The organism is Enterobacter sp. N18-03635 (assembly GCF_004006055.1).
Lineage (GTDB): Bacteria > Pseudomonadota > Gammaproteobacteria > Enterobacterales > Enterobacteriaceae > Enterobacter > Enterobacter vonholyi.
On sequence record NZ_CP034769.1, the window covers coordinates 1062642 to 1088717 of the forward strand.

22 protein-coding genes and 1 other annotated feature are annotated in these 26076 nt (G+C 55.9%); of the genes, 12 read left to right on the forward strand and 10 right to left on the reverse strand.

Features of this window, described 5'->3' with window-relative positions; translation table 11 throughout:
• Nucleotides 1-51 precede the first annotated feature (51 nt).
• Nucleotides 52-1512, forward strand: coding sequence for a PLP-dependent aminotransferase family protein (locus tag ELK40_RS05735; RefSeq protein WP_127729797.1), 1461 nt, complete (start codon nucleotides 52-54; stop codon nucleotides 1510-1512).
• Here the strand turns inward: ELK40_RS05735 and ELK40_RS05740 are convergent.
• The 6 genes from ELK40_RS05740 to acrA all read right to left on the reverse strand — a co-directional run bounded on the left by ELK40_RS05740 (nucleotide 1484) and on the right by acrA (nucleotide 8318).
• Nucleotides 1484-1951: a YlaC family protein gene (locus tag ELK40_RS05740; protein ID WP_023310598.1), complete on the reverse strand. Its 468-nt coding sequence runs from the start codon at nucleotides 1949-1951 to the stop codon at nucleotides 1484-1486. The two genes, ELK40_RS05735 and ELK40_RS05740, sit on opposite strands and share 29 nt — an antisense overlap.
• A 117-nt stretch (nucleotides 1952-2068) precedes the next feature.
• On the reverse strand, nucleotides 2069-2620 hold the full coding sequence (maa, locus tag ELK40_RS05745) for a maltose O-acetyltransferase (protein WP_023310599.1): 552 nt from the start codon (nucleotides 2618-2620) through the stop codon (nucleotides 2069-2071).
• Nucleotides 2621-2824: 204 nt separating this feature from the next.
• Nucleotides 2825-3043, reverse strand: coding sequence for an HHA domain-containing protein (locus ELK40_RS05750; RefSeq protein ID WP_008499287.1), 219 nt, complete (start codon nucleotides 3041-3043; stop codon nucleotides 2825-2827).
• Nucleotides 3044-3070: 27 nt separating this feature from the next.
• A complete protein-coding gene (tomB, locus tag ELK40_RS05755; RefSeq protein WP_008499288.1) occupies nucleotides 3071-3445 on the reverse strand; it encodes an Hha toxicity modulator TomB in 375 nt (124 codons plus the stop codon).
• Between the two features lie 510 nt (nucleotides 3446-3955).
• Entirely contained in the window at nucleotides 3956-7102 is a 3147-nt protein-coding gene (gene acrB, locus ELK40_RS05760) for a multidrug efflux RND transporter permease subunit AcrB (RefSeq protein ID WP_029741964.1), read from the reverse strand.
• Nucleotides 7103-7124: 22 nt separating this feature from the next.
• A complete protein-coding gene (gene acrA, locus ELK40_RS05765; RefSeq protein WP_045909753.1) occupies nucleotides 7125-8318 on the reverse strand; it encodes a multidrug efflux RND transporter periplasmic adaptor subunit AcrA in 1194 nt (397 codons plus the stop codon).
• A gap of 140 nt (nucleotides 8319-8458) precedes the next feature.
• Here acrA and acrR point away from each other — a divergent pair, with 140 nt between their 5' ends.
• Both acrR and mscK read left to right on the forward strand, forming a co-directional pair.
• Nucleotides 8459-9112 (forward strand): multidrug efflux transporter transcriptional repressor AcrR, encoded by a 654-nt coding sequence (gene acrR, locus ELK40_RS05770; protein WP_023310602.1) that lies wholly within the window; start codon nucleotides 8459-8461, stop codon nucleotides 9110-9112.
• Nucleotides 9113-9225: 113 nt separating this feature from the next.
• Nucleotides 9226-12573, forward strand: a complete 3348-nt coding sequence (gene mscK, locus ELK40_RS05775) for a mechanosensitive channel MscK (protein ID WP_127729800.1) — start codon at nucleotides 9226-9228, stop codon at nucleotides 12571-12573.
• Nucleotide 12574: 1 nt separating this feature from the next.
• Here mscK and rsmS read toward each other — a convergent pair whose 3' ends face one another.
• Together rsmS and priC are read right to left on the reverse strand one after the other, a co-directional pair.
• Complete coding sequence (gene rsmS / locus ELK40_RS05780) at nucleotides 12575-12751, reverse strand: pleiotropic regulatory protein RsmS (protein ID WP_127729803.1); 177 nt, start codon at nucleotides 12749-12751, stop codon at nucleotides 12575-12577.
• A gap of 14 nt (nucleotides 12752-12765) precedes the next feature.
• Nucleotides 12766-13293: a primosomal replication protein N'' gene (priC, locus tag ELK40_RS05785; protein WP_127729805.1), complete on the reverse strand. Its 528-nt coding sequence runs from the start codon at nucleotides 13291-13293 to the stop codon at nucleotides 12766-12768.
• A 50-nt stretch (nucleotides 13294-13343) separates the two neighbouring features.
• Here priC and ELK40_RS05790 point away from each other — a divergent pair, with 50 nt between their 5' ends.
• From ELK40_RS05790 to ELK40_RS05830, 9 genes are all read left to right on the forward strand, one after another.
• Entirely contained in the window at nucleotides 13344-13721 is a 378-nt protein-coding gene (locus tag ELK40_RS05790; protein WP_127729808.1) for a DUF454 family protein, read from the forward strand.
• 150 nt (nucleotides 13722-13871) lie between these two features.
• Nucleotides 13872-14423 carry an adenine phosphoribosyltransferase gene (gene apt, locus ELK40_RS05795; RefSeq protein ID WP_000127359.1) on the forward strand — a complete coding sequence of 184 codons (552 nt, stop codon included), beginning with the start codon at nucleotides 13872-13874 and terminating at the stop codon, nucleotides 14421-14423.
• 88 nt (nucleotides 14424-14511) lie between these two features.
• Complete coding sequence (dnaX, locus tag ELK40_RS05800; protein WP_127729810.1) at nucleotides 14512-16440, forward strand: DNA polymerase III subunit gamma/tau; 1929 nt, start codon at nucleotides 14512-14514, stop codon at nucleotides 16438-16440.
• Nucleotides 15770-15834, forward strand: a sequence feature (DnaX frameshifting element). (Overlaps the previous gene by 65 nt.)
• A gap of 55 nt (nucleotides 16441-16495) precedes the next feature.
• Nucleotides 16496-16828: a YbaB/EbfC family nucleoid-associated protein gene (locus ELK40_RS05805; RefSeq protein ID WP_003858972.1), complete on the forward strand. Its 333-nt coding sequence runs from the start codon at nucleotides 16496-16498 to the stop codon at nucleotides 16826-16828.
• Entirely contained in the window at nucleotides 16828-17433 is a 606-nt protein-coding gene (gene recR, locus ELK40_RS05810; protein ID WP_008499298.1) for a recombination mediator RecR, read from the forward strand. The genes ELK40_RS05805 and recR overlap by 1 nt, the downstream gene beginning before the upstream one ends.
• A 110-nt stretch (nucleotides 17434-17543) precedes the next feature.
• Entirely contained in the window at nucleotides 17544-19418 is a 1875-nt protein-coding gene (gene htpG / locus ELK40_RS05815) for a molecular chaperone HtpG (protein ID WP_127729812.1), read from the forward strand.
• Between the two features lie 195 nt (nucleotides 19419-19613).
• Nucleotides 19614-20258 (forward strand): adenylate kinase, encoded by a 645-nt coding sequence (gene adk / locus ELK40_RS05820; protein ID WP_006809841.1) that lies wholly within the window; start codon nucleotides 19614-19616, stop codon nucleotides 20256-20258.
• Between the two features lie 124 nt (nucleotides 20259-20382).
• Complete coding sequence (gene hemH / locus ELK40_RS05825; protein ID WP_023616311.1) at nucleotides 20383-21345, forward strand: ferrochelatase; 963 nt, start codon at nucleotides 20383-20385, stop codon at nucleotides 21343-21345.
• A 62-nt stretch (nucleotides 21346-21407) separates the two neighbouring features.
• Nucleotides 21408-22712, forward strand: coding sequence for an inosine/guanosine kinase (locus ELK40_RS05830; RefSeq protein ID WP_045909745.1), 1305 nt, complete (start codon nucleotides 21408-21410; stop codon nucleotides 22710-22712).
• Nucleotides 22713-22804: 92 nt separating this feature from the next.
• Here ELK40_RS05830 and ybaL read toward each other — a convergent pair whose 3' ends face one another.
• Together ybaL and ELK40_RS05840 are read right to left on the reverse strand one after the other, a co-directional pair.
• Nucleotides 22805-24481 carry a YbaL family putative K(+) efflux transporter gene (gene ybaL, locus ELK40_RS05835; protein ID WP_045909744.1) on the reverse strand — a complete coding sequence of 559 codons (1677 nt, stop codon included), beginning with the start codon at nucleotides 24479-24481 and terminating at the stop codon, nucleotides 22805-22807.
• Between the two features lie 230 nt (nucleotides 24482-24711).
• Nucleotides 24712-25920, reverse strand: a complete 1209-nt coding sequence (locus tag ELK40_RS05840; protein WP_115874380.1) for an MFS transporter — start codon at nucleotides 25918-25920, stop codon at nucleotides 24712-24714.
• Nucleotides 25921-26076 lie beyond the last annotated feature (156 nt).

Genomic DNA, 26076 nt, shown 5'->3' on the forward strand with positions numbered 1-26076 from the left:
CCTTAAAAAGAACCACCAGGCTATGTTTTTCTGGTACCACCAGGAGGAAAGATGAATATACCGGGTGATGAGCTTTACACTTTGCTCCATGCTGCGCTGAAAAAGCGTGGGCATGAGACGCTCCAGCGCACGCTCTATCATGCTTTGCGGGAGGCGATACTGTGCGGCAGGCTTCGGTCCGGCAGCCTGCTGCCCGGTTCGCGAACGCTGGCGCAGCAGATCTCGGTTTCCCGAAACACCGTCAATGCGGCGCTGGACCAGCTCACGCTCGAAGGTTATTTGCTGCGTAACCGTCAGGGGACAAGGGTGGGGCAATTTGCTCATCGTACGATTGCCCGGACGCTGCCGGATCCTGACGTCAGGCTGACAAAACGTGTCGCCCTGCTGCCCGCCCCTGTGCCGCGCGACACTCCTGTGATGTCGTTCACGCCGGGAACGCCTGCCATTAACTATTTCCCCTTGCCGCTGTGGCGGCGATTGTACGATCGTGTTCTGCGCGAGGAGGGAAGTGCCCTGTTAGGCTATGGAGACCCGGCCGGTGAACTGTCTCTTCGGGCAGCGATTGCCCGGCATCTCGCCTTGTCCCGTGGTATCGACTGCGACGCCAGCCAGATTGTGCTCACCGAAGGTGCACTTGAGGGGGTCAATCTCTGCACGATGCTGTTAAGCGAGCCTGGCGATGTCGCCTGGGTAGAAAACCCTGGCTACAGCGGGGCAAAGAGTGCGTTTGTTAAAACCGGCCTGGCGATAACGGGAATACCGGTTGATGACGAGGGAATGTGCTGGGAAGGGCTGGATGCGCCTGCCCCCTCAATGATCTTTACATCGCCTTCGCATCAGTTCCCTTACGGGAGCGTGCTTAGCGCGCGGCGGCGGCTGGCGCTGCTGGACCTGGCCCGGCAGCACAACGCGTGGATCATTGAAGATGATTACGACAGCGAGTTCCGTTATGCCGGTGAGCCCGTACCGGCGATGCTGGGAATGGTTAACAATGCGCCCGTTGTGTATCTGGGGACGTTCAGTAAAACGCTGTTTCCGTCACTTCGCATGGGGTTCATGGTGTTACCGCCAGCGCTCGCTAAGGCGGTTCGTCCGGCCATCGGCTCGCTGTTGCGGGGTGGGCATCGTGCCGAACAGCGCACCCTGGCGCTGTTCATTGAAGAAGGTCATTACGCCCGCCACCTTGCCGCCATGCGTCGGCTGTACCGTAAACGCTACCGCCAGCTGCGGGAGGTGCTGGGCGCCGAGCTTCATTCTCCGCACCGCATTCTGGCAGGCGAAGGTGGGATGCATCTGACGCTGGCGATAGACGGTATTGACGACCAGAGGCTGGTGGCGAAGGCGAGAGCGTTTCAGCTGGCACCCGCTGCACTGAGCGGGTATTACCTGGAGGCGAAGCAGGGGCAAACCGGGCTGGTTTTAGGTTACGGTAATACCTCTGCTTCTCAGTTTGCGCCTGGGATCCGACGTCTGCAGGCGTTAATTACGCAGCAGCAGGGCGGGAAAGGGTAAAGACATCATAGAATGAGAGCTGTCCTTTGGTGGAGACCATTTTCTGCAGCTTCTCTTTTTGCCCGGCTTCAACTGCCGGAGAGTGCATGATGTTTTCGATCAGCTCCTCTGGCACGTAACGCGTGTTGTACCATTCGCCGTTATAGCAGACCCGAAAATCGAGCACGTCGATATCTTCGTAACGGTAGCGCGGATTCACGTCGAAAAAGAAAAAGGCGTTAAAGACGACAAACAGTACAACCAGCAGCCAGACGGAGTCCACCAGCGTTTCGGACTTCAGCATAACAATAAGCGTCGCCAGCCAGGCGGCATACATGGCGACAAACAGGCCAGGATGTTTGCGAATAAAGCTAATGCTAAAGCGCGGGCGATTATCGCGCTTTTCGCGGAGGTTAAGATCGTCGATGGTGGCGGTAAGCAGGCGCTGTATCTCGGTCATTTTTTGCCTTCATGAGAGTTGACAATACAGGGTGTCTGCCAATTTTAGGGGAGCCATCAGGCTGAAAAAAGTAACAGTCTGGCGCTAAAAGACTATAACAGTTGACTCCCCGCGACCTCACAGCGTTTTGATAATTTTTGCCGGGTTGCCGCCAACGACGACGTTAGCCGGGACGTCTTTCGTCACGACCGCGCCGGAGGCCACCACCACATTATCACCAATGGTGACGCCAGGGTTAATGACCGCCCGGCCACCAATCCAGACGTTATTTCCAATATTGACGGGTTTTCCAAACTCCACGCCGCTGTTTCGTTCCTCCGCATCCAGCGGGTGGGTTGCCGTATAAATATGAACACCCGGCGCGAGCATACAGTTATCGCCAATATGAACAGGGCAGACATCCAGCATCACGCAGTCGAAGTTAGCGTAAAAGTTTTTGCCCAGATAAATGTTATATCCGTAGTCGCAGCGGAAGCTCGGCTCTATATAAGCGCCTGCGCTTTGTCCGAGAAGTTCCGCCAGAATGTTCTGGCGTTCTGTTTTTTCATCAGGCGCAGTGTGGTTATAGCGGTAAACCAGATGGCGGGCCCGCAGTCGGTCAGCCCGTAATGTCTCATCGCCGGGGCGATAATGTTCACCGGCAATCATTTTCTGTTTTTCTAAGCTCACTGGAAACCTCTCTGGATGTTATTACCCCAGATTAATCGGAACAGGCCAGAAGGGGAACGTTCCCGGAAAGCCGATGTGACCATCGTCACAACATTGCTGTTGTTGAACGCGTTTTACACGGAGACCTGGCTTACGCACAGGGGGCATAACGGGATAGGTAAAACTCAGAACGAGGCGTAGAACTCTACAGACACCCTTCAAAGATTAACGGACAAATTTCCACACAGAAGTAGGGATTTTGTCATACAGCTTATTCATTGTTAGTTCAGCAAGACGATGGTCAGCGGCTGAATAAAATACCGCCAGTTCATTATCAGAAAGCTCGTATTTATTCTTTTCAATGACGCGTTCAAGCGTGTCAATTGACTGACAACGTCGTAAGCGCATCAAATAATCGATCTTTGTGAGTGGTTTATCAGACATAAATTCACCTTAGTAATTGTAATAATTTTAACAGGAAAGACTCACCGGGTTAGCTCTGCTCACGTTGACGAAACAGCGGAATAGCCGATTTCCCGATTTACGCCATTTTTGCAAATCCTGAGCGTTAATGCCGTAACTGCTGAACAACATAAAGGTGTCGTCCAGGTATTCATCAATTTGCTCAATGAGCTTATTATCTTCATTGTACTTAATTTTATAATTAAGTGCGAAGGTTGCGATATGCTCTATCAGCTCATTCAACTGTAAATTGATGGCAGACGTTGGATCGTTTACCCAGCCATGGTTACTTTCATCAAGATTGGCAAGGCAGTCATGGTACAAGGATTCGCAGAGAAATTTCAACTGCGCGATATCATGCCTTTTTGGCGAGTACTCGTCCATAGCGCATCCCCTTCTGAGTGATTTCTTACTCACCGAACATCATTGTCGGGATGGATACAACTGACTTAGCTACATGAGTGCTGTGTTCCTGATAACCTAACTATAAGCCACTCCTTCCTGGATTTCACCGCGCTATTACGAAAAATTACAAATAAAACCGCAGGCTGGGAGCGTGAACGCAAATGGTCGTCCTGGACTCAACGTTTTTATCCAAATTAACGACGGTGCTTTATCGCTTCCTTACGTTTCATTGGCTTAGCAAAAATGATGAGAAAAGTTTAGATTCAGACTTATCTTTGTAAGAACTTCTTATTAGGAATATTCCTAATACTTTAAGCGGGGAAATGAAATTAAAAAAATCCCGATTTCACCGATTAAGTTATCAATTAATTATGATATGTCTATTTAAGATGGCAGAAAATAAATTGAACCACAATAAGCGTAATTTATGATTTTTTCTGAAAATGAAAAAGGCCGCTAATGCGGCCTTTTTATCATGTGAAACCGGTATCAGTGAGGTTCTACCGAATGACTGTGTTCAACATCTTCATTCTTTCGGCTAAAGCGGCGGCGAACCACCACGAAGAACACCGGTACGAAGAAGATGGCCAATACGGTCGCGGTAACCATACCGCCCATCACACCAGTACCTACTGCGTTCTGCGCACCGGAGCCCGCTCCGGAACTGATAACCAGCGGCAGTACGCCGAGGATAAACGCCAGTGACGTCATCAGGATCGGGCGCAGACGCATACGAACCGCCTCAAGCGTCGCCTCAATAAGACCTTTGCCTTCTTTCTCCATCAGATCTTTGGCGAATTCAACGATAAGTATCGCGTTCTTCGCCGACAAGCCAATGGTTGTCAGCAGGCCTACCTGGAAGTAAACGTCGTTGGTCAACCCACGGAACGTCGCCGCAAGCAGCGCACCGATAACCCCGAGTGGAACCACCAGCATAACGGAGAACGGAATCGACCAGCTCTCGTACAGTGCCGCCAGACACAGGAAGACCACAATCAGTGAAATGGCGTACAGAGCAGGGGCCTGGTTACCGGACAGACGTTCCTGATAGGACATACCGGTCCAGTCATAGCCGATACCCGCAGGCAGTTTGCTCGCCAGCTCTTCCATCAGGTTCATGGCTTCACCGGTGCTTCGGCCCGGTGCGGCCTGACCCAGGATCTCCATAGACGGCAGACCGTTATAGCGTTCCAGACGCGGTGAACCGTATTCCCAGCGTGACGTTGAGAACGCCGAGAACGGAACCATCTGACCATTGCTGCCGCGCACGAACCAGCTGTTGATATCGTTCGGCAACATACGGTACTGCGCCTCTGACATCACGTACACTTTCTTCACACGACCGCGATCGATGAAGTCGTTAACGTAGCTACCGCCCCAGGCTGCGCCCAGCGTGGTGTTGATGTCACTGATGGATACGCCCAGCGCCTGAGCTTTTTCCTGATCGATGTCGATTTTGTACTGCGGCGTATCTTCCAGGCCGTTTGGACGTACGCCGACCAGCAGGTCAGGGTGTTTAGCGACTTCACCAAACAGCTGGTTACGCGCCTGCGTCAGTTTCTCGTGACCCAGGCCACCCTGGTCAATCAGCTGGAAGTCGAAGCCGGTCGCGGTACCCAGTTCAACAATCGCTGGCAGGTTAAAGGCGAAGACCATTGCATCTTTAATCTGCGAGAAGGTGCCCATTGCACGGCCGGTGATGGCTTCAACCTTGTTCTTTTCGCCCGGACGTTCAGACCAGTCTTTCAGAGAAACGAAGGCAATACCGGTGTTCTGACCACGACCCGCAAAGCCAAAGCCGTTAACCGCAAACACGGATTCAACGTTGTCTTTCTCTTTGGTGAGATAGTAGTCCGTCACTTCATCCAGCACTTTCTGGGTACGCTCTTGCGAGGCACCTGCCGGAAGCTGCGCCATCGTCAGGAACACGCCCTGGTCTTCATCCGGCAGGAACGAGCTTGGCAGACGAACGAACAGGAAAGCCATGCCCACCACGATGATGATATAGAGCAGCAGGTAACGACCGGTGCTGCGCAGGATGTTACCCACGCTGTCGGTGTAGTGGTGCGTGCTTTTATCGAACATGCGGTTAAACCAGCCGAAGAACCCTTTATGCTCGCCGTGACCGCCTTTCTGAATCGGCTTCAGCATGGTGGCACACAGGGCAGGGGTCAGGATCAACGCCACCAGCACCGACAGCGCCATCGCGGAAACGATGGTAATGGAGAACTGACGGTAAATCGCACCGGTAGAGCCCCCGAAGAAGGCCATCGGAATAAATACCGCAGACAGCACCATCGCGATACCGACCAGCGCGCCCTGGATCTGACCCATCGATTTACGGGTCGCTTCCTTCGGCGGCAGACCTTCTTCTGCCATCACGCGCTCGACGTTCTCTACCACCACGATGGCGTCATCCACCAGCAGGCCGATGGCGAGCACCATCCCGAACATCGTCAGGGTGTTTATCGAGTAGCCAAATATCGACAGGATCGCAAAGGTCCCGAGCAGAACAACCGGCACGGCAATCGTTGGGATAAGCGTCGCGCGGAAGTTTTGCAGGAACAGGTACATAACCAGGAAGACGAGGATGATCGCCTCAACCAGCGTCTTAACCACTTCGTGAATCGAAATTTTGACGAACGGCGTGGTGTCGTACGGGTAAACGATTTTCAGACCTGACGGGAAGAACGGCTCCATCTTCTTCAGCTCTGCGCGGATCGCCGTGGCGGTGTCCAGGGCGTTAGCGCCTGTCGCCAGTTTGATACCCAGACCGGAAGCCGGTTTACCGTTAAACTTCGCGATGATGTCGTAGTTCTCACCGCCCAGCTCGACTTTCGCCACGTCGCGCAGGCGAACCTGCGAGCCGTCCTGGTTCACTTTCAGCAGAATTTTGCTGAATTCATCGGCAGAGGTCAGACGGGTCTGCGCGATGATCGAGGCGTTAAGCTGCTGGCCTTTCACCGGCGGCGTACCGCCTAACTGACCGGCCGCTACCTGGGCGTTCTGCGCTTTAATCGCACTGATCACGTCAACCGGGGTCAGCTGGAAGTTGTTCAGCTTGTTCGGATCCATCCAGATACGCATCGCGTACTGGGAACCGAACAGCTGCACGTCACCCACACCGGAAGTACGGCTGATGGCGTCCTTCATGTTGGCGCCCACGTAGTCGGAAATATCCTCCTGCGTCATGGTGCCGTTGGTGTTGATAACGCCGACAACCATCAGGAAGCTGCTGGACGATTTCTCGACGCTCACGCCCTGCTGTTGTACTTCCTGCGGCAGCAAAGGCATCGCCAGCTGCAGTTTGTTCTGCACCTGAACCTGCGCAATGTCAGCATCCGTACCTGACTGGAAGGTCAGGGTGATCTGCACCGTACCGGTAGAGTCACTGTTTGAGGACATGTACATCAGGTTATCGATACCGTTCATGTTCTGTTCGATAACCTGGGTGACGGTGTCCTGCACCGTTTTCGCATCAGCCCCCGGGTAGGTTGCGGAAATTGTCACCGCCGGTGGCGCAATCGTTGGATATTGCGCGACAGGCAGCTTCAGGATCGCAAGTCCCCCGGCCAGCATGATGATAATGGCGATCACCCATGCAAATATGGGGCGATCGATAAAGAAATTAGGCATGTCTTAACGGCTCCTGTTTAAGTTAAGACTTGGTTTGTTCTGACTGGCCAGCGGCCGAAGCTTGTTGTTTATCGTCAGATTTCACTTCCTGTGCTTTAACCTGCGCGCCAGGACGAACTTTTTGCAAACCAGAAACAATTACGCGATCGCCATCTTTCAGACCTTCCGTCACCAGCCATTTATCGCCAATCGCCTGGGTGGCGGTGATATTGCGCGTTTCGACTTTGTCATCAGCCCCAACAACCAGCGCGCTCGCATCGCCGCGTGGCGTACGGGTCACACCCTGCTGTGGAACCAGAAGTGCGGTTGGATTTGTTCCTTCCTCCAGACGTGCGCGAACGAACATACCTGGCAGCAGATTTTTGTCAGGGTTCGGGAAAATCGCACGTAAGGTGATGGAACCGGTGGTCTGGTCGACCGTCACATCAGAGAATTCCAGGGTACCTTCCTGCGGGAACTTGATACCGTCGTTGGTAATCAGCTCCACCTTGGCTTTGCCGTTTTCCTGTTTCAGGGTGCCGTTAGCCAGCTCCTGTTTCAGGCGCAGGAAATCGTTGCTGGACTGCGTCACGTCAACGTAGATCGGATCGAGCTGCTGCACGGTCGCCAGCGCAGTGGTCTGACCGTTCTGCACCAGAGCCCCTTCCGTGACAGAAGACTTACCAATACGTCCGCTAATCGGGGAGGTCACTTTGGTATAGGCCAGGTTAATGCGCGCGGTTTCGACGGCTGCTTTGGCTGCCACCACGGCTGCGTTAGCCTGCTGTGCATCTGCCAGGGCGGTATCGTAATCCTGTTGGCTGATGTACTTAGTGCCGAGCAGTTTTTGGTAGCGGTTCAACGTCAGCTGAGCAATTTTAGCCGCGGCCTGTGCTTTAGCCAGATCGCCTTTCGCGCTTTCATAAGACGCCTGATAGGTTGCGGGATCAATCTGATACAGAGACTCACCGGCCTTCACATCACCGCCTTCGGTGAAGTTACGCTTCAGGATAATGCCGCTAACCTGAGGACGCACTTCCGCAATGCGGTAAGCATTTGTACGGCCTGGTAATTCGGTGGTGATTTGTAGAGGTTCAGATTTGAGCGTAACAACGCCTACTTCTGGCGCCTGCTGAGCTCCTTGTTGAGCCGGTTTGTCGTCACATCCTGTTAGCGCTAAGCTGCCTGAGAGCATCAGAACGACCGCCAGAGGCGTTAACCCTCTGTTTTTGTTCATATGTAAACCTCGAGTGTCCGATTTCAAATTGATCAAGGGTCCTGAGTCTAAAACCCATTGCTGCGTTTATATTATCGTCATGCTATGGTACATACATTCACAAATGTATGTAAATCTGACTCCTGTAAATTCACCCACCTATGGCACGAAAAACTAAACAACAAGCGCTGGAAACCCGACAACACATTCTGGATGTGGCAATACGTTTGTTCTCACAGCAGGGTGTTTCATCCACCTCGCTGGCGCAGATTGCTCAGGCTGCCGGTGTGACGCGAGGAGCGATTTACTGGCATTTTAAAGATAAGTCAGATCTGTTCAGTGAAATCTGGGAGCTTTCAGAGTCCAGCATTAGCGATCTAGAGAGTGAGTATCGGGCAAAATTCCCTGACGATCCACTCTCAGTATTGAGAGAAATATTAGTATATATCCTTGAAGCAACGGTAGTTGAAGAACGTCGCAGATTAATGATGGAGATTATTTTTCATAAATGCGAGTTCGTGGGCGAGATGGCGGTTGTGCAGCAGGCACAGCGCAGCCTAAGCCTGGAGAGCTATGACCGTATTGAACAGAACCTGAACCTGTGTATGCAGGCAAAACTATTACCGGCCAATCTCTTGACCCGACGGGCGGCAATCCTGATGCGCAGCTACATTTCCGGTCTGATGGAAAACTGGCTTTTCGCGCCGCAATCCTTTGACCTTAAAGAGGAAGCCCGCAGCTACGTGGCGATTTTACTGGAAATGCTACAGCTCTGCCCCACGCTGCGCAGCGACGCGCCTTCGCTAACGGCCTGATCCCTTTCCAGGATTTATCTCAGAGGATAACGTTCGCGCTATTCTGCTTTCGGCGAGCGTGATATTCTTCACGCCGGACTATTTTCGGTCATCTTCTGACATCATTCACAACTATGCTGCCCATCAATCGCTCGCAACATCCTGTTTTTGCATTGCTCTTTGCGATGCTGTTTTTCTTCGCCACGGCGCCGCTGACCTGGGCCCGCGCCGATAACAGCAACGATATTCCCTCGCGCGGCGATGTTCAGTCGCAGCTCGACACGCTGAACAAACAAAAAGATCTCTCCCCGCAGGAGAAACTCATCCAGCAGGATCTGACAGAAACGCTGGAAACGCTGGATAAAATTGAACGCGTAAAAGCAGAAACGGTCCAGCTTCGCCAGAAGGTGGCGCAGGCACCTGAAAACATGCGTAAGGCCACCGAAGCGCTGAATGCCCTCAGCGATGTGGATAACGACGACGAGACGCGCAAGACGCTCTCGACGCTCTCCTTACGTCAGCTCGAGTCCCGCGTGGCTCAACTGCTCGACGACCTGCAAACCGCACAGTCGGATCTCGCAACGTATAACAGCCAGCTTGTCTCTTTGCAGACCCAGCCCGAGCGCGTGCAAAACGCGATGTACGCAGCGTCTCAGCAGCTGCAGCAAATCCGCAACCGCCTCAACGGCACGACGGTAGGCGAAGGCACGCTGCGCCCGACGCAGAATACCCTGCTGCTGGTGCAGCAGACGTTGCTCAATGCGCAAATCGAACAGCAGCGTAAAAGCCTGGAAGGGAATACGGTGCTGCAGGACACCCTGCAGAAACAGCGCGATTACGTCACCGCGAATATTAATCGCCTCGAACACCAGCTTCAGCTGCTGCAGGAAGCGGTCAACAGCAAGCGCCTGACGCTAACGGAAAAAACCGCCCAGGAGGCCGTATCGCCTGACGAAACCGCCCGCATTCAGGCGAATCCGCTGGTGAAACAGGAGCTCGAGGCCAACCACCAGCTTAGCCAGCGCCTGATACTGGCGACCGAAAACGGCAACTCGCTGGTTCAGCAAAATATCAAGGTGAAGAACTGGCTGGATCGCGCCCTGCAGGCTGAACGCAACATCAAAGAGCAGATCGCGGTCCTGAAGGGCAGCCTCCTGCTGTCGCGTATTCTCTACCAGCAGCAGCAGACGCTTCCGTCCGCCGACGAGCTGGAGGACATGACCAACCGCATTGCGGATTTACGTCTGGAACAGTTTGACGTCAACCAGCAGCGCGATGCCCTTTTTCAGAGCGATACCTTTGTCGCCAAAATTGAAGAGGGGCATTCCAGCGACGTGAACCCGGAAGTGCACGACGCGCTGCTCCAGGTCGTGGATATGCGTCGCGAACTGCTGGACCAGCTCAATAAACAGCTGGGTAACCAGCTAATGATGGCCATTAACCTGCAAATCAACCAGCAGCAGCTGGTGAGCGTCTCGAAAAGTCTGCAGGAAATCCTGACCCAGCAGATTTTCTGGGTGAACAGCAACAAGCCGATGGACTGGGACTGGGTCAAATCCTTCCCTGAGACGCTGAAAACGCAGATCAAGAGCATGAAGATCACCGTAAACTGGGAGAAAGCCTGGCCTGCGGTAATGATTGCTTTCCTGGCCGGTTTACCGCTGCTGCTGATTGCCGGCCTGATCCGCTGGCGTCTGGGCTGGCTGAAAAAATACCAGGCGAAGCTGGCCTCCGAAGTAGGGCAGCTGCGCAACGATAGCCAGCTCCATACGCCAAAAGCGATTCTGATCGATCTCATCCGCGCCCTGCCGGTGTGCCTGATTATTCTGGCCGTGGGCCTGATTCTGCTCACCATGCAGCTCAACGTCAGCGATCTGCTGTGGGCGTTCAGTAAAAAACTGGCGCTGTTCTGGCTGGTGTTTGGCGTGTGCTGGAAGGTGCTGGAAAAAGACGGCGTGGCGGTGCGTCATTTCAACATGCCTGCGCAGCTGACCAGCCACTGGCGTCGGCAGATTGTGCGCATCAGCCTCGCGCTTCTGCCGCTGCACTTCTGGTCGGTTGTCTCTGAACTTTCCCCGCTGCATCTGATGGATGATGTGCTGGGCCAGCTGGTGATCCTGCTGAACCTGCTGCTGATTGCGATCCTGATGTGGCCGATGTGCCGCGACAGCTGGCGTGATAAAGAGTCCCACAATATTCGCCTGGTCACCGTGACGGTGCTGGCGATCATTCCGCTGGCGCTGATGGTGTTGACGGCAACGGGTTACTTCTATACCACGCTGCGCCTGTCCGGGCGCTGGATTGAAACGGTCTATCTGGTGATCGTCTGGAACCTGCTTTATCAGACCGTGCTGCGCGGCCTGAGCGTGGCGGCCCGCCGCATTGCCTATCGCCGCGCCATCGCGCGTCGTCAGCATCAGGTGAAAGAGGGGGCCGAAGGCGCTGAGCCGCAGGAAGAGCCGACCATCGCGCTGGAGCAGGTTAACCAGCAGACGCTGCGCATTACCATGCTGGTGATGATCGCCCTGTTTGCCGTGATGTTCTGGGCTATCTGGTCCGATCTTATTACCGTTTTCGCCTATCTCGACAGTATTACCCTCTGGCAATACAACGGTACCGAAGCGGGCGCTGCGGTCATGAAAAGCGTGACCATGGGCAGCCTGCTGTTTGCACTGGTGTCGTCGGTGGTCGCCTGGGCTCTGATCCGCAACTTGCCAGGCCTGCTTGAAGTGCTGCTCCTGTCACGTCTGAATCTCCGCCAGGGGGCGTCCTACGCCATTACCACGATCCTCAACTACGTGATCATTATTGTTGGGGCGATGACGGTCTTTGGCTCGCTTGGCGTCTCGTGGGATAAACTGCAGTGGCTGGCGGCGGCCCTCTCGGTCGGTCTTGGTTTTGGCCTGCAGGAGATCTTCGGTAACTTCGTGTCCGGCCTGATCATCCTGTTCGAACGTCCGGTACGTATCGGCGATACCGTCACTATCGGCACGTTCTCGGGAACGGTTAGCAAGATCCGTATTCGCGCTACCACCATTACCGACTTCGATCGTAAAGAGGTGATCATCCCGAACAAAGCGTTCGTGACCGAGCGTCTGATCAACTGGTCGCTCTCGGATACGGTAACGCGCGTGGTGATCCGCCTGGGCGTAGCCTATGGATCGGATCTGGATAAGGTGAAAGAGGTGCTGTTGAAGGCGGCGTCTGAGCATCCGAAAGTGATGCACGATCCGGCTCCGGCGGTGTTCTTTACCACCTTTGGGCCGAGTACGCTGGATCACGAGCTGCGTTTATACGTGCGTGAACTGCGCGACCGCAGCTACACGGTGGATGAGCTTAATCGCTCTATCGATCGTCTGTGTCGTGAAAACGATATTAATATCGCCTTCAACCAGCTTGAGGTTCACCTGCGTAACGAGAAAGGTGATGAGCATACGGAAGTGAAGCGCGACATTAAGGGCGACGACCCGACTCCGGCTTAATCTATTTTCCCTCTCCCACAGGGAGAGGGTTAGGGTGAGGGGGAAGTTTCCCCTCAAAATCCCGCCGCACAATCTCCAGCGCTTTAAGCACCGTCCCGGCGGGGATCTGATGATTCTCCAGCAGCATAATCAAATCGACGGCCAGCTTGACCTCATCGGGTGCATTTTCCAGTGACATGGGTGTGGCTCCTGTTAACGGGTCAAACGTTCAATGACGCGCTCAATTTCATCCAGCGCCTGACGGCAGCGGACGATGCGCCCTTCCAGCGCGCTAATCTCGCGCATCAATAGCTGCTGCTCTTCCAGCGTTTCGCTGTGGTTCAGACGCACCTCGCGTTCGCGCTTCATCTCAAACAGCCGGCGCTCAAACTCCTGGTTCTCCAGCCGCTTGCGCTGCCATTTACCGAGCCCCGGCGAGGCGCTGTCCCAGGCGCGCAGCGGCCAGGCGGTAATTTCGCGATGCAGGGCGGTGATCTGCTCAGTGAGATGCTCCGCAAGCCACGCCACCTGCTCCTGCCGTTCACTCTCCACCGCATGGCGAAGCTCGTCGAGGTTCGTCTGCGCTTCAGCAAGATAATCCTGAATGACGGTGCTGCGGGTACGAAAAAGCTGCCGGTCAAAGCGCGGCTTCAGCGTGACGTGCCCCATTAGCGGCGTGGCTTGCTCCCGCAGAGCAATCAGCTGATTTTGCAGCCTCTCAAGAAGCAGTGCTGTTTTCAAGGCGCTCTCCAGTGGTAAAGTAGCCGTTCAGTTTGATAACGATTCGCATTATGCAGCGTACTATTTTAATCATCATTGGCTGGCTCGCGGTAGTGCTTGGCACGCTGGGTGTGTTTTTACCCTTGCTGCCGACCACGCCATTTATCCTGCTGGCGGCCTGGTGCTTCGCCCGCTCGTCGCCGCGTTTTCACCACTGGCTGCTCTACCGCTCATGGTTTGGCGGCTATCTGCGGCACTGGCAAAAACACCGGGCCATGCCGCCCGGCGCGAAGCCGCGCGCGATCGCAGTGATCCTTATCACCTTCGCTATTTCATTATGGCTGGTGAAAATGATGTGGGTGCGGATCCTGCTGCTGGTCATCCTGATCTGTCTGCTTATCTTTATGTGGCGGATCCCCGTGGTTGATGAAAAGCAACAAAAGCACTGAAGCCTCATCATGGCTGTTGCAATTATCACGCGCAGCCAGTAAATTCGACCGTTTTCGAGCACAGGTGCGCCTGGTCAAAGGTTAAACAATTGTTGCCTTGGCCGACTCGTTGCGCGCTGTGAGTAACACTGTTTCATTTAGGCAAAACCGATGACCGCAACTGCACAGCAGCTTGAATATCTGAAAAACAGCATCAAAAGCATCCAGGACTATCCAAAGCCTGGCATTCTTTTCCGTGATGTCACCAGCTTGCTGGAAGACCCGAAAGCGTACGCGCTCAGCATTGAACTGCTGGTCGAGCGTTATAAAAACGCCGGGATCACCAAAGTAGTAGGTACCGAAGCCCGTGGCTTCCTGTTTGGCGCACCGGTTGCGCTGGCAATGGGCGTGGGTTTTGTGCCGGTGCGTAAGCCGCGCAAGCTGCCGCGTGAAACCATCGCAGAAAGCTACGAGCTGGAGTACGGCACCGATCAGCTTGAGATCCACGTTGACGCGATCAAGCCTGGCGACAAAGTGCTGGTGGTTGACGATCTGCTGGCGACCGGCGGCACCATTGAAGCGACCGTGAAGCTGATCCGCCGTCTGGGTGGCGAAGTGACCGACGCGGCCTTCATCATCAACCTGTTCGATCTCGGCGGTGAACAGCGCCTGGAAAAACAGGGTATTACCAGCTACAGCCTGGTGCCTTTCCCGGGTCACTAATCCCGGTTTTCACAACCTCGCTCAATGGGTGAGGTTGTGATAGCATTCCCCTCCATAAATTCACCTTCCAGCGTTGCAGAGCCTGCCCATGAGTTATCAGGTGTTAGCCCGTAAATGGCGACCACAAACCTTTGCTGACGTTGTCGGTCAGGAACATGTGCTGACGGCCCTGGCGAACGGCTTGTCGCTAGGTCGCATCCATCACGCCTACCTTTTTTCCGGCACCCGCGGCGTCGGTAAGACCTCTATTGCCCGTTTGCTGGCAAAAGGTCTCAACTGCGAAACCGGGATTACCGCCACGCCGTGCGGCGTGTGTGATAACTGCCGGGAGATCGAGCAGGGGCGTTTTGTCGATCTGATCGAGATCGACGCCGCTTCGCGTACCAAAGTGGAAGATACGCGCGACCTGCTGGACAACGTCCAGTACGCCCCGGCGCGCGGCCGCTTCAAGGTCTACCTGATCGATGAAGTGCACATGCTGTCGCGCCACAGCTTTAACGCTCTGCTGAAGACGCTGGAAGAGCCGCCCGCGCACGTGAAGTTCCTGCTGGCGACTACCGATCCGCAAAAGCTGCCGGTCACGATTTTATCGCGCTGCCTGCAGTTCCACCTGAAGGCGCTGGACGTTGAGCAGATCCGCGCGCAGCTTGAGCATATTCTTGATGAAGAGAAGATTGTCCACGAACCGCGCGCCCTGCAGCTGCTGGCCCGCGCGGCGGACGGCAGCCTGCGTGATGCGTTAAGCCTGACCGACCAGGCGATTGCCAGCGGTGACGGGAAGCTTTCCACCGAGGCGGTCAGCACCATGCTCGGCACGCTGGATGACGATCAGGCGCTGTCGCTTATCGAAGCGATGATTGCCGCCAACGGCGAACGCGTGATGTCGCTGGTGAATGCCGCCGCTGCCCGGGGTATTGAATGGGAAGGACTGCTGGTTGAGATGCTCAGCCTGCTGCACCGCGTGGCGATGCTGCAGCTTTCTCCGTCCGCCATCGGTGCGGATATGGCCACCATTGAACAGCGGATGCGTGAGCTTGCGCGCACCGTGCCGCCTGCCGACGTGCAGCTGTATTACCAGACGCTGCTGATTGGCCGCAAAGAGTTACCGTTCGCGCCGGACCCCAGGATGGGTGTTGAAATGACGCTGCTGCGCGCGCTGGCGTTTCATCCGCGTATGCCATTGCCGGAGCCGGAAGTGCCGCGGCAGTCTTTCGCGCCGGTCGCCCCTACGGCGGTGATGTCGCCGCAGCAGGTCCCACCGCAGACGACACCGCCGCCGCAGCAAAACGTACCGCTGTCGGATGCTACCAGTTCGGTGCTTGCCGCACGCAGCCAGCTGCAGCGTGCGCAAGGAGTAACCAAACCAAAAAAGAGTGAACCGGCAGCGCCAGGAAGAGCGCGGCCGGTGAACAACGCCGCGCTTGAACGACTGGCCTCGGTAACGGAGCGCGTACAGTCGCGTCCGGCACCGTCCTCGCTCGAGCAGAAAGCCCCGGTGAAAGAAGAGGCTTACCGCTGGAAGGCAACCACCATCACCGAAGCGGTGAAGGAAGAGGTCGCCACGCCGAAAGCGCTGAAAAAGGCGCTGGAGCATGAAAAAACGCCGGAGCTTTCCGCGAAGCTTGCCGAAGAGTCCATCGCGCGCGACGCCTGGGCCGCCGAGGTCAGTAAGCTCCAGCTGCCGAAGCTGGTCGAGCAGGTCGCGCTGAATGCCTGGAAAGAGCAGGACGGCAATCAGGTACGTCTGCACCTGCGTCCAGGCCAACGGCACCTCAATTCCCCTGGCGCGCAAAAGGCGCTGGCCGAGGCGCTCGCCGCATTACAGGGTGCGCCGGTTGAATTGACTATCATTGAAGATGATAATCCGGCAGTGAAAACGCCGCTCGAGTGGCGCCAGGCCATTTATGAAGAGAAGCTCGCGCAGGCGCGCGAGGCGATAATTGCGGATAACAACATTCAGACCCTGCGCCGGTTCTTCGACGCCGATCTGGATGAAGAGAGTATTCGCCCCATTTGATCGTGAGTCTGACTTACGGTTGTAATCCCTTAAACGTGAAAGAAGAGAGAAGCCTATGTTTGGTGGAAAAGGCGGTCTGGGTGGCCTGATGAAGCAGGCTCAGCAGATGCAGGAAAAAATGCAGAAGATGCAGGAAGAGATCGCTCAGCTGGAAGTCACGGGTGAGTCCGGAGCCGGTCTGGTCAAGGTGACCATCAACGGTGCGCACAACTGCCGTCGCGTTGAAATCGACCCGAGCCTGCTCGAAGACGACAAAGAGATGCTGGAAGATCTGGTTGCAGCCGCGTTTAACGATGCTGCGCGCCGTATCGACGAAACTCAGAAAGAGAAAATGGCCTCCGTTTCCAGCGGCATGCAGCTGCCGCCTGGCTTCAAGATGCCATTCTGATGCAAACCAGTCCGCTGCTCACGCAGTTAATGGAAGCACTGCGCTGCCTGCCGGGCGTTGGTCCGAAGTCGGCGCAGCGCATGGCGTTTACGCTATTGCAGCGCGACCGCAGCGGCGGGATGCGCCTGGCGCAGGCTTTAACCCGCGCCATGTCAGAAATTGGTCACTGTGCGGATTGCCGTACCTTTACCGAGCAGGACGTGTGTAACATCTGCACGAACCCGCGTCGTCAGGAAAACGGCCAGATTTGCGTGGTGGAGAGTCCGGCGGACATCTACGCCATCGAACAAACCGGGCAGTTTTCCGGGCGCTATTTCGTGCTGATGGGGCATCTCTCCCCGCTGGACGGTATTGGCCCGGACGATATCGGTCTTGACCGCCTTGAACAGCGTCTTGAGTCCGAAACGATCAAAGAGGTGATCCTCGCCACTAACCCCACGGTGGAAGGGGAGGCAACCGCCAACTATATCGCCGAGCTGTGCTCGCAGTATGGCGTTGACGCCAGCCGCATCGCCCACGGCGTGCCGGTCGGCGGCGAGCTGGAGATGGTGGACGGCACCACGCTGTCACACTCTCTGGCCGGACGTCACAAGATTATTTTCTGACCAAACGGAGGCTGCGCGCGCGGCCTCCGCTTGAAAATTTCCCCCCGTATCCCCATCTCTCACTCAACGTTTTAAAACCCCATTAAATGGCATTGTTGAGGTCGACATAGATGAAAGGACAAGAAACCCGTGGTTTCCAGTCAGAAGTAAAACAGCTTCTGCACCTGATGATCCATTCCCTGTATTCCAACAAAGAAATTTTCCTGCGTGAGCTCATTTCCAACGCCTCGGATGCGGCGGACAAGCTGCGCTTTCGCGCGCTGTCTAACCCGGATCTGTACGAAGGCGACGGCGAGCTGCGCGTGCGCGTCTCGTTTAATAAAGAGAACCGCACCCTGACCATCGCCGATAACGGCATCGGGATGAACCGCGACGAGGTGATCGACCACCTCGGGACCATCGCGAAATCCGGCACCAAGGCGTTCCTGGAGTCCATGGGCTCAGACCAGGCGAAAGACAGCCAGCTGATCGGCCAGTTCGGCGTCGGTTTCTACTCGGCGTTCATCGTGGCGGATAAAGTCACCGTGCGCACCCGCGCGGCGGGCGACAGCGCTGAAAACGGCGTGCTGTGGGAATCCAAAGGGGAAGGCGAATACACCGTTGATGACATCACCAAAGCGGACCGCGGCACCGAAATCACCCTGCACCTGCGTGAAGGCGAAGATGATTTCCTGAACGACTGGCGCGTGCGCTCCATCATCAGCAAATATTCCGACCATATCGCCCTGCCGGTTGAGATTGAAAAACAGGAAGAGAAAGACGGTGAAACCATCGTTTCCTGGGAGAAAATCAACAAGGCGCAGGCGCTGTGGACGCGCAACAAGGCTGAAATCAAGGACGACGAGTACAACGAATTCTACAAGCACATCGCCCACGATTTTACCGACCCGCTGACCTGGAGCCACAACCGTGTGGAAGGCAAGCAGGAGTACACCAGCCTGCTGTACATCCCGGCACAGGCGCCGTGGGACATGTGGAACCGCGATCACAAGCACGGCCTGAAGCTGTACGTGCAGCGCGTCTTCATCATGGACGATGCCGAGCAGTTCATGCCGAACTACCTGCGCTTCGTGCGCGGTCTGATAGATTCCAACGACCTGCCGCTGAACGTCTCGCGTGAAATTCTGCAGGACAGCGCCGTCACTCGTAACCTGCGCAACGCCCTGACCAAACGTGCGCTGCAGATGCTGGAAAAACTGGCGAAAGACGATGCGGAAAAATATCAGACCTTCTGGAAACAGTTCGGTCTGGTGCTGAAAGAAGGCCCGGCTGAAGACATGGCGAACGTTGAAACCATCGCCAAACTGCTGCGCTTCGCCTCTACGCACACCGACTCCTCCGCTCAGACCGTGTCGCTGGAAGAGTACGTCTCCCGCATGAAAGAAGGGCAGGAGAAGATCTACTACATCACTGCCGACAGCTACGCCGCGGCGAAGAGCAGCCCGCACCTGGAGCTGCTGCGTAAGAAAGGCATCGAAGTGCTGCTGCTTTCTGACCGCATCGACGAGTGGATGATGAACTACCTGACCGAGTTCGACGGTAAGGCGTTCCAGTCCGTTGCCAAAGCCGACGAGTCTATCGACAAGCTGGCGGATGAAGTTGACGAAAGCGCGAAAGAAGCCGAGAAGGCGCTGGAGCCGTTCGTTGAGCGCGTGAAAACCCTGCTGGGCGACCGCGTGAAAGAGGTGCGTTTCACTCACCGTCTGACCGACACCCCGGCCATCGTCACGACCGATGCCGACGAAATGAGCACCCAGATGGCGAAGCTGTTCGCGGCAGCGGGCCAGGCGGTACCGGAAGTGAAATATATCTTTGAGCTTAATCCGGATCATCCGCTGGTGAAACGCGCGGCGGATACCCAGGACGACGCCCGCTTTGCCGAGTGGGTTGAACTGCTGCTGGATCAGTCCCTGCTGGCCGAACGCGGCACGCTGGAAGATCCTAACCTCTTCATTAAACGTGTGAATGCGCTGCTGCTGGCGTAATTGACCACGCCTCCCCTGGTCTTCTCCCTCTCCCTGTGGGAGAGGGCCGGGGTGAGGGCAACAGACCGCACGACTCCAAATAATCACCCCTCATTAACCGTTTCAGCCTTCCTCCCTTCCTTGAGCGATGCCCGTTCTGGTGGTATTGTTTAGCGCTTTTGAAAAATTGAAACGACTTTTGAGGGGATTTTCGCAATGCGTATTATTCTGCTTGGCGCTCCGGGCGCGGGTAAAGGAACTCAGGCTCAGTTCATCATGGAGAAATACGGTATTCCGCAAATCTCCACCGGTGATATGCTGCGCGCCGCTGTTAAATCTGGCTCCGAGCTGGGTAAACAGGCGAAAGACATCATGGACGCAGGCAAGCTGGTGACCGACGAGCTGGTGATTGCTCTGGTTAAAGAGCGCATTGCTCAGGAAGACTGCCGTAACGGCTTCCTGCTGGACGGCTTCCCACGCACCATTCCTCAGGCTGACGCCATGAAAGAAGCGGGCATCAACGTGGACTACGTTCTGGAGTTCGACGTACCGGACGAGCTGATCGTTGACCGCATCGTTGGCCGTCGCGTACACGCTGCTTCTGGCCGTGTTTACCACATCAAATTCAACCCGCCTAAGGTTGAAGGCAAAGACGACGTGACCGGCGAAGAGCTGACCACCCGTAAAGACGATCAGGAAGAGACCGTGCGTAAACGCCTGGTGGAATACCATCAGATGACCGCGCCGCTGATCGGCTACTACACCAAAGAAGCGCAGGCGGGTAACACCAAATACGCCAAAGTTGACGGCACCAAAGCCGTGGCTGACGTACGTGCAGAGCTGGAAAAAATCCTCGGCTAATCGCGCGCCTCTCACCCGGGCTCCCGGGTGAGAAATATTCTCATCTTACCTATTACAGCAATGGGTTTCGTTTAAACGCATTTCCGCTACAATTGACAACCTATCAAATGGTTAAGAGGCGTGAATGAGTCAGGCGAAAACCGGCATCCTGCTTGCCAATCTGGGCACTCCAGAAGCACCTACATCAGACGCGGTAAAACGCTACCTGCGACAATTTTTAAGCGACACGCGCGTCGTGGATTTCCCGCGACTGCTGTGGTGGCCGCTGCTGCGTGGCGTCATTCTGCCGATTCGTTCCCCGCGCGTCGCCAAACTTTATCAGTCCGTCTGGATGGAAGAGGGCTCGCCGCTGATGGTCTACAGCCGTCGCCAGGAAAAAGCGCTGGCCGCCCGCCTGCCGGAGATGCCCGTCGCGCTCGGCATGAGCTACGGCAAACCCTCTCTGGAAAGCGCGGTGGAATCACTGCTGGCGCAGGGCGTGGACCATATCGTCGTGCTGGCGCTCTACCCGCAGTACTCCTGCTCGACCGTGGCCGCCGTCTGGGACGAGCTGGCCCGCATACTGGCGACCCGCCGCCGCATTCCGGGCGTGACCTTTATTCGCGACTACGCGGATAACGAGCTCTACATCAAGGCGCTTGCTAACAGCGCGCGCGCGTCGTTTGAAAAACACGGCGAGCCTGATCTGCTCCTGCTCTCCTATCATGGGATCCCGCAGCGTTTCGCTAACGAAGGGGATGATTACCCGCAGCGCTGTCGCGATACCACCCGCGAGCTGGTCTCCGCCCTTGGCCTGCCGCCGGAGAAGGTGATGATGACCTTCCAGTCGCGCTTCGGCCGCGAGCCGTGGCTGACGCCGTACACCGATGAAACCCTCAAAATGCTTGGCGAGAAGGGCGTGAAGCACATCCAGGTAATGTCGCCGGGCTTCTCGGCTGACTGTCTGGAAACGCTGGAGGAGATCGCGGTGCAAAACCGGGAATTTTTCCTGGAGGCTGGTGGCGAAAAGTACGAGTACATTCCGGCGCTTAACGACTCGCCTGAGCACATCGACATGATGGTCTCGCTGGTAACGAACGGTCGCTAATCGCACTTCGGGCCGGGTTTGTGCTACCATTCCCGGCCCATATTCTTCGTACAGTTCAGACCATGAAATTTCCCGGTAAACGCAAATCCAAACACTACTTCCCCGTCGATGCCCGCGATCCGCTCCTGCAGCAAATCCAGCCAGAAAATGAAACCAGCGCGGCCTGGGTCGTCGGTATCGACCAGACGCTGGTGGACATTGAAGCGAAAGTGGATGATGCGTTTGTCGCCCGTTACGGTCTGAGTGCCGGCCACTCGCTGGTCATTGAAGACGACGTTGCCGAAGCGTTGTATCAGGAGCTGGTGCGCGAAAACCTGATTACCCACCAGTTCGCCGGCGGTACCATCGGCAATACCATGCACAACTACTCCGTGCTGGCCGACGACCGCTCGGTGCTGCTCGGCGTGATGTGCAGCAACATTGAAATCGGCGGCTATGCCTACCGCTATCTCTGCAACACCTCCAGCCGCACCGATTTGAACTACCTGCAGGGCGTCGACGGCCCGATTGGCCGCTGCTTTACCCTGATCGGTGAATCCGGCGAGCGCACCTTCGCCATCAGCCCGGGTCATATGAACAAGCTGCGCGCCGAGAGTATTCCGGAAGAGGTGATTGCGGGTGCCTCGGCGCTGGTGCTGACTTCCTATCTGGTGCGCTGTAAGCCGGGCGAGCCGATGCCGGAAGCGACCATGAAGGCGATTGAGTACGCGAAGAAGTACGACGTGCCGGTCGTTCTGACGCTGGGTACTAAATTCGTTATCGCCGATAATCCTGAATGGTGGCAGGCGTTCCTGAAAGAGCACGTCTCGATTCTGGCGATGAACGAAGAAGAGGCCGAAGCGCTGACCGGCGAAAGCGATCCGCTGCTGGCGTCTGACAAAGCGCTGGACTGGGTGGATCTGGTGCTCTGCACCGCGGGCCCGGTTGGGCTGTATATGGCAGGCTTCACGGAAGAAGAGAGCAAACGCAAAACCCAGCACCCGCTGCTGCCCGGCGCGATTGCCGAGTTTAACCAGTACGAGTTCAGCCGCGGCATGCGTTATAAAGATTGCATTAACCCGCTGCGCATCTACTCGCACATCGCCCCTTACATGGGCGGACCGGAGAAGATCATGAACACCAACGGCGCGGGCGACGGTGCGCTGGCCGCGCTGCTGCACGACATTACCGCCAATGCCTACCACAAAACCAACGTGCCGAATTCCAGCAAGCATAAGTTCAGCTGGCTGACCTATTCGTCGCTGGCGCAGGTATGCAAGTACGCCAACCGCGTAAGCTATCAGGTGCTGAACCAGCACTCACCGCGCTTAACGCGTGGCCTGCCTGAACGGGAAGACAGCCTCGAAGAGGCTTATTGGGACAGGTAAAATCAAAACGGCAACCCAGGTTGCCGTTTTTAGTGTTTATTCCCTCTCCCTGTGGGAGAGGGCAAGGGTGAGGGGACCAGATCGCACCAAACTTACCCCGTCACCGCCTCTTCAACCGGTGGTTTCTCCAGCAGCGTCAGCATGGTGTTAGCAATCTCGCGCTCGCCCATCACCACCTTATCTGCACCGCGCTCGGTAATGTACTCCACCTCGTCGTCATAGTGCGCCCGGGCGATAATCTCAATCGTTGGGCACTTCGCGCGCGCGGAGGCCACAATCTCACCCGCTTCATAGCCGTTGGGTATGGTCAGCAGCAGCCAGCGGGCGCAGTCCAGATGCGCCAGATTCATGATCTCTTCGTTCGCCGCGTTGCCCAGTACCGCACGAATACCGCGCTCGCGAAGCTCGTCGACGCGGGTGCGTGAGGTTTCAATCACCACCAGCGGAATGCCCTGCGCCATCAGCTTCTCGCCGAGCAGGCTGCCCACGCGGCCAAAGCCGACCAGCAGGGCATGATTGCAAATATCAACCGGGATCTGCTTCTCTTCTTCAATGGCTTCTTCAAGCGTCTGCTCTTCCAGCGTTTCGGTTTTATCGAGGTATTTTTCCAACAGGGCAAACAGCACCGGGTTCAGCATAATCGACAGGATCGCCCCCGCCAGCACCAGGTTTTGTCCCGCCTGCGGCAGCAGGTTCAGGGCCATGCCCAGACCGGCCAGAATAAAGGCGAACTCACCGATCTGCGCCAGGCTGGCGGCAATGGTCAGAGCCGTCCGCGGGGAGTGGCCAAACATCCGCACCAGGAAGAAGGCGGCAAGCGACTTACCAAAAATAATGATCGCCAGCGTGCCCAGCACGGCCAGCGGCTGCTGGATCAGCACCAGCGGATCGAACAGCATCCCGACGGAGACGAAGAACAGCACGGCAAACGCATCGCGCAGCGGCAGCGTGTCGTGCGCCGCACGGTGGCTCAGCTCTGACTCGTTTAACACCATCCCGGCGAAGAACGCACCCAGGGCAAAGGAGACATCAAACAGCTCAACGGCACCAAAGGCGATACCCAGCGCCAGCGCCAGCACGGAGAGGGTGAACAGCTCGCGGGAGCCGGTCGCCGCGCTGCGGGACATGATCCACGGTACCAGACGGCGGCCCACCAGCATCATGATGGCGATAAACGCCACCACTTTACCGATGGTGATGCTCATATCCAGCGCCAGCGAGGCGAAGCCGACGTTGTCTTTTTCCATCATTCCGGCGACGGCGGGCAGCAGCACCAGCGTCAGGACCATGACCAGATCTTCAACAATCAGCCAGCCAATCGCGATCTGCCCGCGCTGGCTGTCAATCAGTTGTCTCTCCTCAAGCGCGCGCAGCAGCACCACGGTACTGGCGGTTGAGAGACACAGCCCAAATACGATGCCGGTCATCAACGACCAGCCCAGCACGGCCGAAAGCGCCATCCCAAGCAGCGTCGCCACCCCTATCTGGGCGATCGCTCCCGGTATGGCAATCGACTTTACCGCCATCAAATCCTTCAGGGAAAAATGCAGACCGACACCAAACATCAGCAGAATCACGCCCAATTCCGCCAGCTCAGGGGCCAGTTTGGTATCCGCAACAAAACCTGGGGTAAACGGTCCCGCCAGCACACCTGCCAGCAGATAACCGACAAGAGGAGAAATACGCAGTTTATTGGCAATCATGCCGAGGATAAAAGCGAGCACAAGTCCACCAACAATGGTGGTGATAAGCGGTGTGGCGTGGTGCATTCCGTCTCCTTTCGTTGTGGGTGTTCCTTTTTGGTGAAAAACCAAAAAACCGAGTAATAGTTTATGACAATTTTTACCCTTATGTTTATGAATAATTGTTGAAGTTTGAATAAAACAGCAATATGCACGTAAAAAAGCGCATTTTGATAAATTCAGCGAGTGGAGAAAGAAGAAACCCTTATGGCATCAGGGTGTCAGGCAGCCAAAGTCAAACTTTGGCTGCCCGTAATTTACGCTTTGTGGCGGTTATCAGGCAGGAATATGGTCAACATCCCAAGAAGTGGCAGGAAAGCGCAGATTTTATAAACCAGGAAGATGCTGGTGTGATCCGCAACCATCCCTAACACCGCTGCACCCAGCCCGCCCATGCCGAAGGCAAAACCGAAAAAGAGTCCGGAAACCATACCGATACGGCCAGGCAGCAGCTCCTGGGCATAAACCAGAATGGCGGAAAACGCGGAGGCGAGGATAAAACCAATAATCACGGTTAAAATGCCCGTCCATTCAAGGCTGGCGTACGGCAAAATGAGGGTAAAGGGCGCCACGCCGAGGATAGAGCCCCAAATGACATATTTCCGCCCGATCTTATCACCCACGGGCCCGCCAATGACCGTACCGGCCGCGACGGCGAACAGGAAGGCAAACAGGTGGATCTGCGCGTTTTGTACCGATAATCCGAATTTTTGCATCAGATAAAAGGTGTAATAGCTGCTGATGCTCGCCATATAGAAGTATTTCGAGAAAATCAGCACCAGCAGGACGGAAACCGCCAGGATAACCTTATTGCGCGGCAGGGGATTGATAACCTTCGCTTTAGGTTTTCCTTTATTCACGCGATGCTGAGCGGCATACCAGCGGCTAATCTGTGCCAGCACGATAATCGCCAGCAGCGCGGCCAGAACAAACCACGCCACGTTGCCTTTACCGTACGGGGCAATAATCACCGCGGCCAGCAGCGGGCCGAGAGAGCTACCAAAATTACCGCCCACCTGGAAAAGTGACTGCGCCAGGCCATGACGACCGCCGGACGCCATGCGCGCCACGCGGGAAGACTCCGGATGGAACACGGACGAGCCGGTGCCTACCAGCGCGGCGGCAATCAGCACGGCTTCAAAACTCCCGGCCATGGCCAGCAGCACCAGCCCGCTTAAGGTAAAGCACATGCCAACCGGCAGCGACCACGGCATCGGGTATTTATCCGTCCAGTAGCCCACCACCGGCTGCAGCAGCGAGGAAGCCAGCTGGAAGGTCAGGGTGATCATCCCGATCTGCACGAAGGTTAACGAAAATTCGGACTGCAGCAGCGGGTAAATTGCCAGAATCAACGACTGGATCATGTCGTTGAGCAGGTGCGAGAGACTGATTGCGCCTAAGACTTTAAAGGAGGTGCGCGACGCCGGCGCGCCCGGAACGGGCTGAGTTGATTCACTGATTGCCATAGAGAGAAGTACCACGTCTTTAGTTATTAGAGGTGCAGGGTGTAATTATTATCCGACTAACATACCCGCCCGGGACATTTGAAGAAAGTCGCAATTCCGAAAACTTATTTGTCTATTCTTATTAGTCACTGTAATTTCTGCCTTTGTCTATTGGTC

Excerpts from the sequence above, each read along its gene's own strand:
- ELK40_RS05735 (WP_127729797.1), top strand. The coding sequence starts at position 52 with ATGAATATACCGGGTGATGAGCTTTACACTTTGCTCCATGCTGCGCTG.
- ELK40_RS05740 (WP_023310598.1), bottom strand. The coding sequence starts at position 1,951 with ATGACCGAGATACAGCGCCTGCTTACCGCCACCATCGACGATCTTAAC.
- ELK40_RS05750 (WP_008499287.1), bottom strand. The coding sequence starts at position 3,043 with ATGTCTGATAAACCACTCACAAAGATCGATTATTTGATGCGCTTACGA.
- tomB (WP_008499288.1), bottom strand. The coding sequence starts at position 3,445 with ATGGACGAGTACTCGCCAAAAAGGCATGATATCGCGCAGTTGAAATTT.
- acrB (WP_029741964.1), bottom strand. The coding sequence starts at position 7,102 with ATGCCTAATTTCTTTATCGATCGCCCCATATTTGCATGGGTGATCGCC.
- acrA (WP_045909753.1), bottom strand. The coding sequence starts at position 8,318 with ATGAACAAAAACAGAGGGTTAACGCCTCTGGCGGTCGTTCTGATGCTC.
- acrR (WP_023310602.1), top strand. The coding sequence starts at position 8,459 with ATGGCACGAAAAACTAAACAACAAGCGCTGGAAACCCGACAACACATT.
- mscK (WP_127729800.1), top strand. The coding sequence starts at position 9,226 with ATGCTGCCCATCAATCGCTCGCAACATCCTGTTTTTGCATTGCTCTTT.
- rsmS (WP_127729803.1), bottom strand. The coding sequence starts at position 12,751 with ATGTCACTGGAAAATGCACCCGATGAGGTCAAGCTGGCCGTCGATTTG.
- ELK40_RS05790 (WP_127729808.1), top strand. The coding sequence starts at position 13,344 with ATGCAGCGTACTATTTTAATCATCATTGGCTGGCTCGCGGTAGTGCTT.
- apt (WP_000127359.1), top strand. The coding sequence starts at position 13,872 with ATGACCGCAACTGCACAGCAGCTTGAATATCTGAAAAACAGCATCAAA.
- dnaX (WP_127729810.1), top strand. The coding sequence starts at position 14,512 with ATGAGTTATCAGGTGTTAGCCCGTAAATGGCGACCACAAACCTTTGCT.
- ELK40_RS05805 (WP_003858972.1), top strand. The coding sequence starts at position 16,496 with ATGTTTGGTGGAAAAGGCGGTCTGGGTGGCCTGATGAAGCAGGCTCAG.
- recR (WP_008499298.1), top strand. The coding sequence starts at position 16,828 with ATGCAAACCAGTCCGCTGCTCACGCAGTTAATGGAAGCACTGCGCTGC.
- htpG (WP_127729812.1), top strand. The coding sequence starts at position 17,544 with ATGAAAGGACAAGAAACCCGTGGTTTCCAGTCAGAAGTAAAACAGCTT.
- adk (WP_006809841.1), top strand. The coding sequence starts at position 19,614 with ATGCGTATTATTCTGCTTGGCGCTCCGGGCGCGGGTAAAGGAACTCAG.
- hemH (WP_023616311.1), top strand. The coding sequence starts at position 20,383 with ATGAGTCAGGCGAAAACCGGCATCCTGCTTGCCAATCTGGGCACTCCA.
- ELK40_RS05830 (WP_045909745.1), top strand. The coding sequence starts at position 21,408 with ATGAAATTTCCCGGTAAACGCAAATCCAAACACTACTTCCCCGTCGAT.
- ybaL (WP_045909744.1), bottom strand. The coding sequence starts at position 24,481 with ATGCACCACGCCACACCGCTTATCACCACCATTGTTGGTGGACTTGTG.
- ELK40_RS05840 (WP_115874380.1), bottom strand. The coding sequence starts at position 25,920 with ATGGCAATCAGTGAATCAACTCAGCCCGTTCCGGGCGCGCCGGCGTCG.